The sequence below is a fragment of the Photobacterium aphoticum genome, from assembly GCF_001029435.1.
In the GTDB taxonomy this organism is placed as follows: domain Bacteria; phylum Pseudomonadota; class Gammaproteobacteria; order Enterobacterales; family Vibrionaceae; genus Photobacterium; species Photobacterium aphoticum.
In genome coordinates this window covers 127,626-144,663 of the sequence record NZ_LDOV01000016.1, presented here as the reverse complement: position 1 = coordinate 144,663, position 17,038 = coordinate 127,626, and the positions used below count along the sequence as shown (strand labels likewise).

Below are 17,038 nucleotides of genomic sequence, written 5' to 3'. Positions count from 1 at the left end.
CCGGGCTGATGGCCGTTTAATAGAGAGGAGGAAGCGGTTATCGTTATCCCAGCGCCTTTTGCATCGGCGGTCGCTTTTTCCTGAATGTCATTTCAATGATGCACAGCAGCAAACCCAGCCAAATTAATCCAAAGCTCATCACTTTCACCTGCAGCAAGGCTTCCCCAAACACAATGACGGCCAGCAAAAACTGGATGCTGGGTTCGATGTATTGGATAAAGCCAATCATGATCAAATTGGTGCGCTCCACCGCCATGGAAAACAACACTAACGGAATTAAGGTGACAGGGGCGGAAAGTAAGTAAAGCAGGATTTTAGGGGTGTCGCCCGATTGGAAGACGGACGTTTGTTGCCATAGATCATGAAATAAAAAGCCCAGTGCCAATGGCAGGATCGTGATTAATTCGATCATCATGATGCTGAGGGCATCGAGGCGAATAAACTTTTTCATTAATCCGTATAACGCAAACGCGCCGCCCATGATCAGGGAAAGCCAAGGTAACTCACCGTAGTAATAGACCTGACACCCAATCCCCGCAATAGACAGGGCCACCGCGACAGATTGAAAGGTTGAGAGCCTGTCTTTGAGGAACAACACGCCAAAAACGATCGAAAAAATGGGGTTTATAAAGTAACCCAGACTGGCTGCCAGCACTTGTTCATGGGTGACGGCCCACGTAAAACTGTACAGTGACATGAAGTTAAACATGCCTGCCAGAAAGCATAAAAAGACGGTCTTTTTATTGTGCATGGCCGCCCAGATTTTCCCCATGGGGATACGCAGGGCTTTAAGTAATAAATAAATACATGGGATCGAAAATAACACCCGAATCGAGAGAATTTCGAGCACATTGGCGTTGGGGATATATTGAAAATAGAGCGGCAGTAATCCCCATACTAAGAAGGCACAAACCGCTATCCCATTGCCTGATAACAACATACTACGTACCTCAATATAGCAGCATGCAGATCACGGTGGTGATCTGCATGCGATAGAATGAAAAAGAGAAGAAAAGCGGTAATTAGCGCGCTAACTGGTCGTGAACTAACGCCACCCAGAAATCGACGCCGATCATCAGCAGGTCATCATTAAAGTCGTAATGCGGGAGGTGTAGGGGAACACCGCCTTTCTCGCCCGTTGCGCCGTTACCCACCAAAATGTAGCTGCTTGGAATTTCACGCTGCATGAACGAGAAATCTTCTGAAATACAGAACGGCTTACACTTGTCGTTAACTTTGGCTGCGCCGACAATTTTCTTTGCCACGCGCACCGCAACGTCTGATTTATCAGGGTTGTTGATGGTTGAGAGCACGCAGTTTTCAAACGTGAAGCGGTAATCCAATCCGGCAGCGGCGGTAACCCCAGCGACTACGCGCTCCATGGCCTGCTTGATGTAGGCTTGTGTTTCATCTGTGAAACAGCGCGTATCGCCTGAGAGTGTCACCACCGTTGGGATCACATTGGCGCCCCCGTTGGTTTTGATATCGGTGACCGATAACACGGCGGGTTCATGGATGGCATCCAAGTTGCGGGTGATGATGCCTTGCAAGGTGGACACCACATTACAGGCCACCAGTACCGGATCACTGCCCAGATGTGGCATCGCGGCGTGACCACCGGCGGCATGGATTTCAATGCTGAAATGGTTTTCACTGGCCATCACGGAGTCCGGGCTGATCAAAAAGCTCCCGACCTCCAACCCTGGCAAATTGTGCATGGCGTAGATGGCGTCCATCTTCCAGCGGGTGAACAAGCCATCTTCAATCATGGCTTTGGCGCCGGTACCTTGCTCTTCAGCCGGCTGGAACACAAAATACACGGTGCCGTCAAAGTTGGTGTCTTGTGACAACTGGTACGCCGCACCCAGCAGCATCGCCACATGCCCATCGTGGCCACAGCCGTGCATCATGCCTGCACGTTGAGAGGCATAACCAAAGGTGTTTTGTTCTTGTACGGGAATGGCATCAAAGTCAGCACGCAGGGCAATACTGCGATCGGAGGTACCACGTTTAAGGATGCCGACCATGCCGGTTTTGCCGATATGGCGGTGTACGTCAATGCCAAAACTTTCCAGCTTATGGGCGATAAAATCGGCAGTAACGGTTTCTTCAAAGCCAATTTCTGGTGTGGTGTGCAGGTATTGGCGCCATTCAATAATCGCTTTCGCGAGACACATGTCATTTTGGTTCATAGCATTCACTTCAATATGGGAGAGCAAGATCAGGGGGTGATCTTGCTCAGTGAGGAAAGGGGGAGTCGTTAGTGCCTTCTGTCGTCATGGCTGCGTGAGTAACATGTCCCTCGAAACCGATGAATAGGGCAGAGGCCTAACCTTTTTGTGTCTTTATGACGGATCCGTCCTGTCAGTTAGATTAAATTACTGTGCCTGAAAGGAGTTTTCCGTAACCCGGGCAAACCGCTGTTTTGCCGCACAGGTGCATGGCATGCCAGAACAACGCGGAGTTGCTTGATACAATCGGCACACCGAATTTGTCTTCAAGGTACTGAATTTTCTCGACCGCACGTAAGCTGGTGCATGACATGAAAATGACATCGACATCGTTGTCTTTCAGCAGGATCTCAATGCCTTCTTCAAACGATTGCAGTGGGACTTTGTGGATGATGTTGTCATCTAAAATACCGAATGCGGCCAGGGCAACCACATCAAAACCGGCGTCAATCAGTTGCTGGCGTAGTGGGAAGTTCACATCCGTTGGGTAAGGCGATAATACGGCCACTCTTTTTGCGCCAAGGTGCTTAAAGGCGACTTGTGCGGCTGTCCAAGGGTTTGTGGCTGGAATGTCACCACGGCCTTGGGTCATCAGTTTCGCCACTTTATCTTCACCGATCACAATCGATGCTGACGTACAGGCAAACGCCATCACATCCATTGGCAGGCCATCACCCACCAATACCGCACCGTCGCTGATGCTGGCGGCAACGGCGTCAAGCGCTTCCGGCGTCATGCCGTTTTCTTTGAAAATGCGGGTGCTGAACAGGGCCGCTTGTTCGCGCAATAGGTGAGACCAATCGGTTTCTAGCGTGTGATCATTGGCCAGTTGCACTAATCCAATGTGGACACGCTCAGGACGTGGTGCCGGCTCAAACTGAAGTTTTATTTCAAAGGCATCAAATTGGTCAAAGTTCATCTTTCTTTCCTTGTTCTTATTATTTTTTAGCTGTGAGAGAAATTGCGCAGCGGCACGTTTCCTCGTTAATTAATAAACTGTTTTATAGAGAGGGGTAATAGTGATTAACAGGGTGTGTGCTACGTTAATATTTATGATGGCGGCTTAGTACGTTGCATAATAAGCCGCCTTATTTTCTGCGTTATTGCTATTACTCTCAGGTTGCAGTTAGAGAGTAAGGATATTTGTTATTAAGCATTAACCGGCTTTTCTTGCGTGGTTGGTTGGGTTTCTTTTTTGTCAAAAGCATTGAAGACATACAGTGCAACGACAATCGTGGTAACAATGGCCGTTTTAAAGAATGACATGTCTTCACCCAGTGCCACAACCGCGACAACATAACCCACCAATGGCATGAGATTCAGTGATAGGGATGATTTTTCAACACCAATTTTCTTGAATGAATACAGCTGAATGACATAGCTGACTCCTGAAATCCCTGTACCCAGGAAGATAAGCAAGAAGATCAATAGCGGGTCAGACAAAATGATGGTGATTTGTGAAAGGTCTAGCCCCATGGAAAGCACCATACAAAGACCGAAGATCGCGACGGAAATGTATTGCATCAGCATAGAGACAACGGAGCCGTATTTTTCGGCAAGGCTGGCACGTAAATGCGCGGTACATGCAATGGAAAGCACAGAGCAGGTAACGAAAAGGTAGCCTAGCCATGGTTGACCCCCTTCCACTTTGTTAGATGGGCCGACACTCATGACGTAGATGCAGAGCGCGGAGACAAGGAACGCCCCCCATTGCACTTTATTCATGCGAAAGTTCATGAACATCATGCCAAAGAACACGGTCACGAAAGGGTTCATACCTTGCACAACCCCGTTCTCTGTTGCGCCAATATGACCCAGAGACAGGAAGTTAAAAAGTGAGAATAAACCTTGTCCGACAATACCGCACATGGCGATTTTGAAAATGTCTGATTTCTCAATTTTTAATGAATGGCCAAGTTCCTTATTTATTTTGGTATTTTTGTACGTCAGCATGAAAATAACGGATAAACCGATAACCGCAGTGACATAACGGAAGAAAACCAAGGTCATCGGGTCAACAGCCATCGATAAGGGCTTAGACACAACCCCTGTCACGCCCCAAATTACCGCCACTGAAATCGCGGCACACCATCCTAAAACCACATCTTTATTAGTATTACTCATCACAGTATTCCTTTGTAATGACTTGCCTCCATGGTCATGAAGGCAAGTGAATCGAAAAATTACTCGATAATGATCAGCTCGGGTGCAGCACGCTCAGTCAGCCATTCCGCGCCATCTTCTGTGATCACAATGTTTTCTTCGTGCAACATGGTTTTACCCGGGGCGTAAACCATGCCCGGCTCAAGGGTCATCACCATGCCTGGCTTCAATACGGTGTTGTCAGTGGCGGTATTGGATGGGCGTTCTGTCAGCTCCATACCTAGTCCGTGGCCGACACGGCCGATGTCGTTACCCAGTGCGCCATTGGCTTCCAGCACTTTCCACATCGCGTTGTAGATGTCGGTGGTAGTGGCACCCGGACGGGCGGCTTCAAAGCCTTTGGTGGTCGCTTCGTAGGTGGCGCGGTAGGCGGCTTTGGTCTCTTCGCTCGCGGTGCCGAACGCCCAGTTACGGTCAAAGTCAGAGAAGTAGCCATCCCATACCGCACCGGTGTCGATCAGCAGTACGTCACCGTGTTCAATCACGCGATCTGTCGGGCCCATCAGGATGTCGTCATACGCGTCAGGGCCAGAGCCTGCGATGATGAACGGACATTCATCGGCACCGGCTTGTAGCATGTCCATACCGAACTGCTTACAGATCTCACGTTCTGTCATGCCGACACGGGCATATTCAGGAATGCGTTTGAAGCCGACGTTGGTGATACGGCAAATTTCACGGGTTTTGGCAATTTCAGCCGGCGACTTAATTTGGCGAAGTTCGTGCATGGCAAGTGCCACATCAACAAACTCTTTTTTCACCATGGTGGTGAGTTTCAGGTAGTTGTTCACTGGCATACGCAGGTGAGACTCGATACCCAAGGTGGCACCGACACGGCCGTAGCGGCTCGGCAGGGTATTCAGTACGTTAGCGACCAGGCTGATGCCGTCATCTTCCGGGCGCGGGGCTGGCCAGGTGATGATGTCGTCAATCCATGTTTTGCCCATGCCTTTGGCACCGATCTCTGGAATAACCGCAATCGGCTTGCCTTCGGCCGGGACAATCACAAACCAAGGACGGGTTGGGCTGTGCCAGAATTGAGAGTGGAAACCGGTGAAGTAACGCACGTTCGGTTCGGTGGTGAACATCATGGCGTCGAGCTTCATCTCATGCATTACTTTCTGTGCACGCTCGGTACGCTGTTCAAATTCTTGTTGGGTAAAACCACGAGTAGGCATCGTCATTTTTTCTACCTTTTATCACGTCAAATGTTGTTGTTATGTAGGGTGCTTTCGCCACAAGGAAGATGCCGAATGAGGGGGCGGCATCGACCTTGACGCGAAAGGATCTGGGCTTGCAAAAACGAATGAATTAACGGGTGATCGCGGTCAGGGCACGGTCCAGATCGGCAATCAGCTCTTCGGTGTATTCAAGGCCGATATTCAGACGCACAAGGCGACCCGCGTAATCTTTCCCTGGACGTTCAATATTCGGGTAAACCAGTGCTAGGCTGGTGACGCCGCCCCAGCTCATGCCGATCTTGAACATCTCAAGGGTGTTGATGAAGGCTTCCACCTGCTCTGCGCTGTAGTCTTCCGTGAACATGAATGAGAAGACGCTGCTGGAGCCTGTGAAATCACGTTTCCAAATCTCATGCCCCGGGCAAGACGGGAACGCTGGGTGGAAAATCTCGGCGACCGCAGGGTGATTTGATAACCACTCCGCCACGGTCAGGGTGGATTTTTCAAGGTGCGCCAGACGCAAACCCAGCGTTTGCAGGCCGCGTAATGCCAGGCTGCAATCGTCAGGGGAAACAGCCAGGCCAAGTTGCTTGTAGGTCGCGCCGACTTTTTGTTTCAGGGCTTCGGAATTGACAGACACCGTGCCAAGCAGCAGATCACTGTGGCCGCCGACGTATTTGGTCAACGCTTGCATGTTGATATCGACGCCATGGGCAAACGCATCGAACAGCACGCCCGCTGCGTAGGTGTTATCAATCGCCACTAAGGCGCCTTTTTCATGCGCTGCCGCACAGATAGCCGGTACGTCCTGAATTTCCATGGTCACTGAGCCCGGGCTTTCTACCCAGATCAAGGCCGTGTTGTCACGGATAAGGTCAGCAATGCCAGCGCCAATCAGCGGATCATAAGGTTCAACATCAATGCCCAATCCTTTTAACAGGCCTTGTGCCATCTCTTTGTTCGGACCGTAAGCACTGTGTGGTACCAACGCGTGGCTGCCCGCTTGGCAAAGCGCGAAATACACCAGTGCAATCGCTGCTTGGCCGCCTGGCACCACAAAACTGTGAAGTGCGCCTTCTAATTGTGCAATACGTCCCGATAATTCCAACGTAGTTGGTGTACCGTACAGGCCATAGCTGTAACCACCTTTTGCTTGGTCCCAGGCATCAACCACATCCGCTTGTTTATCAAACAATACCGTTGAACCACGATGGGTTGGGGTTGCTAAAGATTTAAACCCCGGCGCCGCCAAAGTCTGTGGTTGTACAAGTTTGCTATGCCAATGCATATGTGTGCTCCAAATCGGTAATGGACTGAATATGCTGGCCATAATATTTCGTTGACCTTGATAATTGCGCTCGAAAAAGCGGGTGCTTTTGAGAAAATTTTTCACATGAACCAGTTAGTTGATAACTTTGATCGCGCCATCCTTTCTATTTTGCAAAAAGACAACACCACCCCCTTGCGCATTGTTGCCGAGCAAGTTCACTTGTCGACGGCATCGGTACAGCGCCGAATCAAACGCTTGGAAGAAAACGGCGTGATTCAGGCGAATACGGCTGTGATCGCGCCGGAAAAGGTGGGACAAATCATCACTATCATGGTCGAAGTGCATGCGGTGCGAACGCAAGCCTCTGATATGGAAGACCTTAAGCGTTCATTTTCAGGGCCGGAGATCCAGCAATGTTATTACGTGACGGGAGAGGCGGATTTTATGCTGATATTAACCGTGGCCAACATGGCGGAATATGAAGCAATAAGTGGACGTTTGTTCTATAACAACCCGAACGTGAAATGGTTTCGTACCATCGTGGTGATGGACCGTGTCAAAGCTACTCTGGATACACCTATCCCGCAGTGTGAACCCGCGTATTAAGCGCATTCGGCATAGGCACAAAAGCATCGTTGAAGGGCGTGTCGTGAGCGATATCCCGTTTATGTGGTGAGAAAATTTCTCATGGGTAACGGCTTTTGAGGGCGGATTATTTTATTCGCCGTTCACTTTTTTGATCGCACGACAAATCTGAGTCACATTTTGTTGACGGTTTTTTTGGGGATCTGAAGAGAAGCGACACTGTGAATAAGCATCGGCGCTAAATATTTCGATAAAAATCGAAAAGTTTTTCGTCTTTTTCTCGTCTTTTTGCATCGACCAACGTCTTATTCAGTAAATGCTGTCAGCCTTCCCCTATGATTTCAATGAGGGTCTGACAGCGATACCGAATAGAGTTGTAGTGATGAGTAGCACGATGATGCGTAAAGAACAGACGAATAATGAACTGATGCCTTTCCCTTCTCCCTCCATGATTGAAGATGCCTGCGAATGGGCCATCATGCATGGGGTGGCGTTTCGCCAAGCCGACAATACCGCACGTCATTGCCCGTTTAGCCTGGCGCCGATGACGATGGAGCGCGAGGTGTATCAGCATTTACGTCGTGTGACGCCACTTATCACCAAGCTGATCAGCGGGGTGTCTGAAGATCACGACTTCCTGCAAGCGACCTTGGGTAACATGGCCAATGCGGATCCGTTTTTTGGTCGCTTAATGCAATTGCACCAGCAGGCGCACGGTACGTCTGACGCCCGTTTAACACCGGCGCGTCAGCCGTTGTTATTGATGCGTACCGACTTTATGGATGATCGCCAGCACGGTGCCAAAGTGATCGAATTTAACGGCATTGCCGCAGGCATGGGGCCGTTTGGTCAGCGTGCGACGGAGTTTCATGCTTACCTGCAAGAGCAGTGGCCGCAGGTATACCAAAACTGGCTGGAAGATAACAACGCCACCCCTGCCGACAACCAAGGGTTGAACCAACTGGCATACGCCATTGCGACCACGGCCCGCCGTATTCAGGCTGACTTTCACGGTGAAGGGAAACCGACCTTCCTGATGGTGGTGCAGAAAAACGAAGACAATGTGTATGATCAGCATTTGCTGGAAGTGGCGTTGCAGCAATTGGGTGTGCGCACGGTGCGCCGTACCTTTGAACAATTGAGCAATCAACTGAGCACCGGTGCTGATCAACGTTTGTTGTTGGCGGATATTGGCCCGATTGACGTGGTGTATTTACGTGCCGGTTATCAGTATAGCGACTACTGTGCCCCAGAGCTCAATGAGGCGATTTGCTGCCACACATTAAGCCAGACACGCTTGTTCATTGAGCAACACCAAGTTGCCGTGAACGCGACATTCAGCCAGCAACTGGCGACCAGTAAAGCCATGCAGATGCACCTGACCATGATGCCAGCGGCAGACTACGCCCGTTGGGGGCTGACGTTAGCGGAAGCCGAACTCGTGCAAAGCGTGTTGGCAGACATGAAACCCGTGAATGCCCAGAACATTGCGTGGTTTACGCACGAAGCGCGTCAGGAAGAGTGGGTGTTGAAAAACCAAGGCGAAGGCGGCGGTCACTGTGTGTTTGGCGCCGAGATTGCCGAGAAACTGGCACAACTGCCAGAAGAAGATTACGACGCCTGGGCATTGATGCAGCGTTTATACCCGCACGAACGTGAAGTACCGACCGTGGCCGTGCGTGACAGCCAGCCAAGCTTGGTGACAGATTTGGTCAGCGAAATTGGCTTGTTCACGGCGTACTTTAACGGAGAGCCGGTGACAGAGCTGGACGGCTACGCCGGCTATTTGATCCGCAGTAAACCGGCCAGTGAAAACGAAGGCGGGATCCACAGCGGCAAAGGTATTTTGGACTCACTTACCTTGATTGATTAATACCGCCGAATAGGACGTATTGGCCCCTTAAGTACATAAGGTACATGAAGCCACATAACTGCAAGCAGCGTGTTGAGGAGACTCGACACGCTGTTTTTTTATCGCTTTTTAATCTTTCTGTTTTTATGACGCGGTTGAAAACTGTGAGGCCAGTCAGTGAATGTCAGACTGGCTATTGAGTTGTCGAAGAAGAGTGTGGTATCGCTGGCAAATAATGGCTGAATATCAGGAAGATCAACAATGTACGTAGAATGTTTGGATGTGGAATCCCTGTTTATTGAATACAAGCGGGATGACGACGTCGACGAAATCTTAGATAAAAAGCTGCGTACGTTACTCAGTACCTGTTTTACCGGCGAAGGGGACGCCATCTTTCGTACGCAACGTTATGCCAAGGATAAGCCGCAACATCGCTATTTATTGTGGAACACCGACAATGAGTTAGTGGGCCAAGTGGCCGTGCATGAAAAAACCGTGGTCAGCGAAGGCGTTCCGTTCGCCATCAGTGGAATGGCCGAAGTGTGTGTGCTACCGGCGTATCGCCAGCAAGGCTGGGTAAAACAAATGCTGGCGCGCGTGCATCATGACCGCCAAGCGGCTGGTGATGCCTTTGCGCTGCTGTTTGGTGAAACGCAATTCTACCAAGGCAGCGGCTACAAAGAGGCGAATAACCTGCAACTGCTTAACCGTGAAGGGGAGTGGGTGACCATCAGCCACGGTATGTATCTACCGTTAACCTCCCCATGGCCGAGCGGTGACGTGCAGTTAGTGGGCATACCGTTTTAGTGCGGGGCTTTCTTATAAATCCAACACGTCCACACACCAACATGGCTTCGCAAGCAAGCGCCAAGTGCCAATAGAAAGGGGCTGATATAGCACGTAATCATGCGTGTACTTGAACGCGTATCAAAGAAGAGTTTGAGGTTGCTCCATAATTATTCATCAACTGCTCACTAACCGGGCGTGGGTGGGGTTCAATATTCCATTATTCACTCACCGTCTCTTTTCCTTATGCTCAAGGTATTCAATGTTGTCCTTTCACTGATTCAGGTGTTGTTATTACTCGGCATGGCGTTTGTCATGATTTCGCGAGAGCAATATGCGTCAATCAGTGAATCTCTCTATCCCCACTCTCCCTTGTTCATGGATTCCTGGCTGCTTGATCACCTGATGACCCCTTATGGGTTGGTTATCCCGCTCGCGCTTTTGATGGTTGTCGTCATGGTATGGCGTAAAAAAATCGCGCCTGCCAAAAAATGCATGCTGCAATTGGGCTTATGTGCCCTGACAGGGGCAGGTCTGAGTGTGTTGATGTATTTGTTGTCGCCGATGTCGCACGGATTTGTGTAAGCCGACGGGCGGTGAAATGAAAGGCTCCGTGATGAAAAAGCTGCGTTGAGAAAGCAGCGATAAGAAAGTTGAGTACAGGAAGGATAGCGGGAGGAAAAGAGACTCACATGAAGACACAAAGAAAAGTAAACATGAAAGCAAACACACTACTGCTGCTCACCCTCATGGGGTGGAGTGGCGTCACTTTTGCGGGCGGTAACAGCGATGCCTCGGATGTCATGGTGGTAAAGAGTGCAATGAATGACATCAGCTTCGAGACGGGGCGTTGGTTGTTTCCCGCCAATGCCCAGTTTGATGAGCATGCGGGCACGCTGACATTAACGGGGCAAAAAGGGCAGTACCACCGAGCGACGATCAAAATTCCAGTCGATCGCACCCAGCGTGAAGTGTTTTTCTCCGGTGACTTGTACCTTGAAGATATTGTTTTAGGTGACAAGTTGTGGGACGCCCCAAAGTTACGGATTGCGGATGGAAACGGCAAAAGCCTGAAGGCGTGTAATCTGCGCAATTCACTTGAAAACCAATGGCATATTGATTCCTGCTCGGTGGATCAATTCCATACGCTTGGGCTGGATGAGCTGACCTTAGAAATCGGTTTCCAAAACAGTGAAGGGCGTTTTAGTATGCGCTTGCCGGCCTTCTCTTAATCAGCGTCCAGAAGCGTCGCCGTATGTGTTCCCGTACCCGGTGCCGGAAGATATGTCAGTGACGTTAACGCTCAGCAGCGAAGCGGTTGTCGCGTTTGAAAACGACTTGTTGTCATCCAACAGCCATTTCTCTTGGGCCGATTATTCTTGGTCTGATGCGGTGGTGCGCGATGCTATTAAAACCCATTTCCCTATGACTAATATGCGTTTTCCGGGCGGAACCGTCGGCAATTATTATGACCACCGTACTGATGGTTATCATGATGATCCATCAACCTTCCAATCGCCAAGCCGTGAAAAGGCATTCTTGGCCGGTTGGCGTTTTGGGTATCCGGGCTATCAGAGCTTGGTGAAGGAGCAAAACGCGACCGCAACGCTGATGTTTAACGTGATGCATGATGACGTCACCGCAACGGAAAATCGCCTGAAGAAACGTTTGAATGATCAACTGCCTATCAAGTGGATTGAACTGGGGAATGAAAACTACTTCCCTGCTCAGGCGTACGGGTATTCCTCGAATGGGCCGAATAATCCGGATGTGAATCAATACATCAAACATACTCAATCTCTGACGCAGGCGATCCGCAAGATCGCGCCAGACATCAAGATCGCCGCGAACATTAACCATTTGAGTTATGACGTGGGCAGCTGGTCAGAAACCCTGTCCCGTGAAACGTATTATGACGCGACCATCATGCATAACTATATCTCTGTCTGGAACAGTGATTTGACGTTAAGCAGCGGAAAAACGCTGATTGATGCCTACAAGAAGACCCGTCATAACATTGCCGAATACCGTGAAACGTTTGGTAATACGCCAGTGTTGATCTCGGAATGGGGGGTGCAGGAAGCGCCGGAATCTTTCCTGAGTGTGTTGGCTTATGCGGATGTTTTCATGGCCTTGTTGGAAGGCAATATCCACGATGGCGTGGTGCAACAAGCCGGGATCCACATGCTCTACCATAGCGATAGCAATCAGGCGCAATCGCTGATGTATACCCAGGGGAAACAGACGTATATCACGCCGACCGGGATCATGTATGCCAAGCTCTTTGAGGTGTTTAAAGACGCTGATGTGTTTACGACCTCCAGTGTGGCCGCTGAGTTAGCCCCGAATTTGCCGGGTGTGATTGCCAAGGCCGTGAACGGAAAAGACACCGTGAAGGTGTTTGTGGTGAACAAACTGCCTGTCGAAAGTGCCGTGAATATTACGTTGGATGATTTGCCATTGGCCGATGAGTACACCATCGACACGTATTCGCAAGACATTCACAGTGGCTGGCCGACAGCCGTGACCGATCCGGATCAGGCTTGGCAGCGTACGACGGCACATCAAACGGATGGCGTACGTGTCCCTGCGTATTCATTGTCCGTCATCACCCTGCAAAAAGAAGACACCGATGCAGTGAAAGCGCCTGTGATTGTCGGCGTAGCAGACAGTGAAATTGCACTGAACAGTGTGTTTGATCCATTGGCGGGTATCAGCGCACAAGATGGTCATGGGCAGGATATCACCGAGAAATTACGCGTCGTGGGTGACGTGAACACGCAAGTGGCGGGGCGTTATACATTGCGGTATGTGGTGGAAAATAAAGGTTTAACGAGCGAAAAAGTACGTATCGTGACGGTAAAAGCGGCCAGTGGTGAGTACCCGCTATATGTCGCGGGTACGCTGTATCAAGCGGGTGATAAGGTGCTGGCAAGCGACGGGCATGTTTACCAGTGTAAACCGTGGCCTGTGACCAGCTGGTGTGCGCTGAGCCAGTATGCGCCGGGCAGTAGCGCGTATTGGTCTGATGCCTGGGATGATCTGGGGCTAGCGGATGGCCAAGAGCCGCCGGTGAATCCGGATCCTCCGGGTGAGGGAGCTTGTCCCGTTTATGATGTGAATGGCAATTATGCCGCAGGGGACGTGGTCAGCCATCAAGGTGACAACTACACCTGCAACGTAGCGGGTTGGTGTTCATTGGGTGGGGCGTATATTCCAGGAACCGGTTGGGCGTGGGAACATGCTTGGCAAGCCGGTGGAGCATGTTCCCGCTAAAGGGAGTGAATGTGCCTGCTAGCAGGCGAGCGCCGTGATCGAGAAAGGCACCAGAATGAAGGGTTGTTCCGTTAGGGCTGCTCTTTTTGTTTGCCTATGATTTTGTCTTTTATTGCGGTTTATTTCATTGCTGTATATTTCATTAAAAGCATGATGTAAATCACGTTTGATTGTTTTTAAATCAAATATAAGTTTATGATTTAAAAAATATTTAATGTTTTCTCTGTGGTTTTCAAATAGTCGTGAGAATAGTCACGTTTTGTTTTGGGTTTTCCCACTACATTAGCGCCAGTTTTATGTAATGGAAAAACAAGAATGACAAATCCTATCAACGAATATCTGGATAGTATTCAAGGTGATTTAATCGACTTCACCAGCCGCCTTATTCAATGTAAGAGCCTGACCGGTGATGAGCGCGAAGCAGCAGAATGTGTGAAACGCGAAATGGAAAAACTGGGCTTTGATGAAATCCTGGTGGACTCTTTTGGTAGCGTGCTGGGCCGTGTTGGCCATGGCGAATCCGTATTCCTGTACGATGCGCATATTGATATCGTTGATGCGAAGGACGAAGCGGATTGGACACACCCACCATTCAGCGGCCACATTGAAGATGGCGTGCTGTGGGGACGTGGCAGTGTCGATACCAAATCTTCAGTGTGTGCGATGGTGTACGGCGCACATGCGATGAAGCAGTGTGGTCTGTTGGAAGGGAAAACCATTCTTGTATCGGCTTCTGTGATGGAAGAAGATTTCGATGGTGAGTTGCTTTACCAGGCACTGAAAGAAAACGACTTGAACCCGAACTACTGCATTATCGGTGAGCCAAGCAGCTTGCGCTTAGCCGTTGGCCACCGTGGCCGTGCGATGTACAAAGTGACGACGACGGGTAAATCGGCGCACGGTTCTCAGCCGCAAAACGGTGTGAATGCCATCTACAAGATGAACCAAATCATCGCCAACGTAGAACGTCAGCAGCAGGAATTTGATCAGCTGGTGGATGTGGCAGAAAAAGGCTCTGTGGTGCTGTCGAACATTGAATGTCGTACCGCTTCTCTGAATGCTGTACCTGACCGTTGTACGGTGTATCTGGATCGCCGTTTGGCGCTGGGTGAAACCGAAGAGATGGTCGCCAAAGAGATGGACCGTATCGTGGAAGGCACGGATGCAACATGGGAAATCTATGATGCGGTAGGTCAGGCTTACACCGGAAAAGAAGTGGTATTGCACACCTTCCTGCCTGCATGGGAAACCGATCGTGCTCACCCATTGGTGGAAGCGGGTCAGGTGGCAATGAAAGAAACGTTGCAGCGTGATGGTGAAGTCTTCAAGTGGGAATTTAGCACCAACGGTTTTGCGACCAACGATAAGTACCAGGTGCCAACTATCGGTATTGGCCCGGGCGATCTTCGCTTGGCGCACCAGAAAGATGAGCGTTGTGACACAGCAGAAATCGTGGCAGCGGCAAAAATTTACGCCCACATTGCCTGCAATATCTAAGCGTCATTAATACCCGCATCCTGCTAGTAGACAGGATGCCAGCAAAGCCCCAGTTTACCTGTCACAAGGTCACTGGGGCTTTTTCGTTATGCGCGTTATTACGTCGTATGCGAGTTAAGAGGGCTGTGATTCGGCCGGTTGTAGCCATGAATCGAAATCTTGGGAGCAGCCAAAAATAATCAGCACCGTTAAGAAGGCGGGAACCAGTAAACACAGATAAAGGAACGGCAGAGAGACCCAGCATCCCCCCAGTCCGGCCAGTACAGCCAGCCAGATGGCATTTCTTTTCTTTTTACTCTGGGCGGTTTTTTCCAGCATCGCGTGTTTAAGGGTATTGGCACGCTGATTGAGTCCCTGTAAGTCATCAGCATGGTAAGTGCCTCGGGAATGGCGCTTGGCGACCGTCATGACGCGCCCCCGATAATTGTGAATGGTGTAATAGTAGATCCCTTTGCCTTGCCCCGGTCTGGACCCCGTTGTTTTGTAATATTCCAGCTCCACAATAGCGTTCGCGCCGATCAACTCTGCACTGTGGATCATGTCTTTTTTGGCCTCATCCGGTGAATCAGAGGAGGTGCCATGCACAACCCACTCGCCGGGCTCGATCACTTCCCAGCCATGCACCGCTGGGGTACGAGAGGTCAGACAATAATGAGGTTGCACATACGTGGCAATATGGTTGGGATTGAGCAGGTGGCAGCGTTTCGCCTTGTAGCCCTTAGGGGTGGCTTGTTGGTCGAATTCAATCAACGCGCCTTCACATAATTTGTCGATATGATCGCTCGGGATCAATTCATTGGCATGAAAGAAGTAATCTTTATCGTCATCCCCTTTAATGAAACCGTACATTTTTTCGGGTAGATAGGTCGTAATGCTTCCTCTCATGGCCAGATCCTTTTCCACAAAACAAAAGATAGGGATATGCCCAGTCGGCGTATTGCGGGCAACCCTCTGCAGTATCCTTTTTAGGGATACCGCAAGCAATGTGGAACACGAAAAATCCCGCAGCGGTCGAATTTATTTGTAACGGTTGCAGGGCAGCACTTCCGCCAATTCGTCGTCATGCACGCGGTCTAACTAGCTCACACCGGAAATGATGAAGCGACGAAACCCTGGCAGAGGTTTTTCAATAGCGCAGGCATGAGCTAAAGCCACATCCCGCGCATCAATGCCGCGTGGAGGCGATACAGTGCCATTTAGTTCACCGACTCTGGAAAACAGCGCGATCAGTGGTGCCTGTGACTAAAATGTTCGTAGGAGCCTACTGATAGAGATTAAAAATCGCCTGACCAATCGTCACAATGGCTTGGTTACGGGCATCAAAAGACGCCTCTGTCTGCATCACATAGATAGCGATGATCACTGGGGCGCGATCTTCCGGCCATACCACAGCTGTGATACTTCTTGCGCCGTGGCCGCCCGCGCCGGAACGGTCTGCGATGGTCCAGCCTTGAGGTAAGACAGAACGTAACAGGTTGCCGGTGACTTGGTTACCCACCATCCAATCAATAAGCTGCTGTTGGTTTTGTTTAGATAAACCGTTTTTAAACAGCAGCGTATTCAAGGTTTGAGTCATCGCATTGGGGGTTGTCGTGTCTCGGACATCACCCAGCGTCGCTTCATTGAGTGCCGGTTCGAAGCGATCTAATTGTGTCACCGCATCGCCAGACTGGCGCAGGAATGCCGTGATCTTGTCAGGGCCACCCACCGCATGAATCACGATATTCGCCGCCGTGTTATCACTGGTGAACATAGTGGCTTCACACGCTTGCACGACAGGTATGGCTTTTCCTACCCACTTTTCCGTGACTGGCGAGTAGGTCACTAATTCACTGGCTTTGATGGTAACGGTATCGATTAACGCAAGGGTGTTGTTCTCTGCATCGTGCAGTAACTTGGCGCATGCCAGTGTTTTAAACGTGCTGGTTAACGGAGTGCGTTCATCCCCTTTATAGCTCCAGCGCGTATTGTTTTGGGTATCCAATACAGCGACACCGATATGGGCAGAGAGTGTCTGTTCTATGGCTTGGATTTGAGTTTGGACGGGCGCAAACTCCACCTGTGTTGCGGCGGTTGCATTGGGTATGTAAAGCCCAGTGTAAATCGGTGCGGAAAGCGAAAGTAGCGTCACGGCAGTGCCGAGAAACGTAGAAAATTTCATTGGGGAAACATCAGTGATAATGAAAAGCGCAGTGTA

At 50.2% G+C, this 17,038-nt stretch carries 15 protein-coding genes and 1 pseudogene; 7 read left to right on the top strand and 9 right to left on the bottom strand.

Annotation, left to right across the window (positions count from 1 at the left end; all coding sequences use genetic code 11):
• Window positions 1-43: 43 nt before the first annotated feature.
• The 6 genes from rarD to ABT58_RS08850 form a co-directional block, all read right to left on the bottom strand.
• A complete protein-coding gene (gene rarD, locus ABT58_RS08875; RefSeq protein ID WP_047874018.1) occupies window positions 44-940 on the bottom strand; it encodes an EamA family transporter RarD in 897 nt (298 codons plus the stop codon).
• A gap of 82 nt (window positions 941-1,022) precedes the next feature.
• A complete protein-coding gene (locus ABT58_RS08870; RefSeq protein WP_047874091.1) occupies window positions 1,023-2,177 on the bottom strand; it encodes an amidohydrolase in 1,155 nt (384 codons plus the stop codon).
• Between the two features lie 196 nt (window positions 2,178-2,373).
• On the bottom strand, window positions 2,374-3,150 hold the full coding sequence (locus tag ABT58_RS08865) for a maleate cis-trans isomerase family protein (protein ID WP_047874017.1): 777 nt from the start codon (window positions 3,148-3,150) through the stop codon (window positions 2,374-2,376).
• Between the two features lie 230 nt (window positions 3,151-3,380).
• Complete coding sequence (locus ABT58_RS08860) at window positions 3,381-4,355, bottom strand: DMT family transporter (RefSeq protein WP_047874016.1); 975 nt, start codon at window positions 4,353-4,355, stop codon at window positions 3,381-3,383.
• Between the two features lie 59 nt (window positions 4,356-4,414).
• Window positions 4,415-5,578 (bottom strand): M24 family metallopeptidase, encoded by a 1,164-nt coding sequence (locus ABT58_RS08855; protein WP_047874015.1) that lies wholly within the window; start codon window positions 5,576-5,578, stop codon window positions 4,415-4,417.
• A 127-nt stretch (window positions 5,579-5,705) separates the two neighbouring features.
• Entirely contained in the window at window positions 5,706-6,863 is a 1,158-nt protein-coding gene (locus ABT58_RS08850) for a cystathionine beta-lyase (RefSeq protein WP_047874014.1), read from the bottom strand.
• Window positions 6,864-6,968: 105 nt separating this feature from the next.
• On the opposite strand from ABT58_RS08850, the gene ABT58_RS08845 reads away from it, so the two are divergent.
• From ABT58_RS08845 to ABT58_RS08815, 7 genes are all read left to right on the top strand, one after another.
• Window positions 6,969-7,451, top strand: coding sequence for an Lrp/AsnC family transcriptional regulator (locus tag ABT58_RS08845; RefSeq protein WP_047874090.1), 483 nt, complete (start codon window positions 6,969-6,971; stop codon window positions 7,449-7,451).
• A 406-nt stretch (window positions 7,452-7,857) separates the two neighbouring features.
• The gene (locus ABT58_RS08840; protein ID WP_047874089.1) at window positions 7,858-9,303 is read left to right on the top strand and encodes a glutathione synthase; all 1,446 of its coding nucleotides are present in this window, start codon (window positions 7,858-7,860) and stop codon (window positions 9,301-9,303) included.
• Window positions 9,304-9,543: 240 nt separating this feature from the next.
• Window positions 9,544-10,089 (top strand): GNAT family N-acetyltransferase, encoded by a 546-nt coding sequence (locus ABT58_RS08835; RefSeq protein ID WP_047874013.1) that lies wholly within the window; start codon window positions 9,544-9,546, stop codon window positions 10,087-10,089.
• 264 nt (window positions 10,090-10,353) lie between these two features.
• A complete protein-coding gene (locus ABT58_RS08830; protein WP_146147245.1) occupies window positions 10,354-10,653 on the top strand; it encodes a hypothetical protein in 300 nt (99 codons plus the stop codon).
• 107 nt (window positions 10,654-10,760) lie between these two features.
• The gene (locus ABT58_RS08825; protein WP_146147244.1) at window positions 10,761-11,300 is read left to right on the top strand and encodes a hypothetical protein; all 540 of its coding nucleotides are present in this window, start codon (window positions 10,761-10,763) and stop codon (window positions 11,298-11,300) included.
• Between the two features lie 25 nt (window positions 11,301-11,325).
• Window positions 11,326-13,344 (top strand): immunoglobulin-like domain-containing protein, encoded by a 2,019-nt coding sequence (locus ABT58_RS08820; RefSeq protein ID WP_047874010.1) that lies wholly within the window; start codon window positions 11,326-11,328, stop codon window positions 13,342-13,344.
• Between the two features lie 315 nt (window positions 13,345-13,659).
• The gene (locus tag ABT58_RS08815) at window positions 13,660-14,841 is read left to right on the top strand and encodes a YgeY family selenium metabolism-linked hydrolase (protein WP_047874009.1); all 1,182 of its coding nucleotides are present in this window, start codon (window positions 13,660-13,662) and stop codon (window positions 14,839-14,841) included.
• A 114-nt stretch (window positions 14,842-14,955) separates the two neighbouring features.
• Here ABT58_RS08815 and ABT58_RS08810 read toward each other — a convergent pair whose 3' ends face one another.
• From ABT58_RS08810 to bla, 3 genes and pseudogenes are all read right to left on the bottom strand, one after another.
• Entirely contained in the window at window positions 14,956-15,726 is a 771-nt protein-coding gene (locus tag ABT58_RS08810; protein WP_082211040.1) for a cold-shock protein, read from the bottom strand.
• A 195-nt stretch (window positions 15,727-15,921) separates the two neighbouring features.
• Window positions 15,922-16,067, bottom strand: a pseudogene (locus ABT58_RS24560) (NAD-dependent epimerase/dehydratase family protein); the annotation flags it as partial.
• A gap of 35 nt (window positions 16,068-16,102) precedes the next feature.
• Complete coding sequence (bla, locus tag ABT58_RS08805; protein WP_107205064.1) at window positions 16,103-17,002, bottom strand: class A beta-lactamase; 900 nt, start codon at window positions 17,000-17,002, stop codon at window positions 16,103-16,105.
• Between the last annotated feature and the right edge of the window lie 36 nt (window positions 17,003-17,038).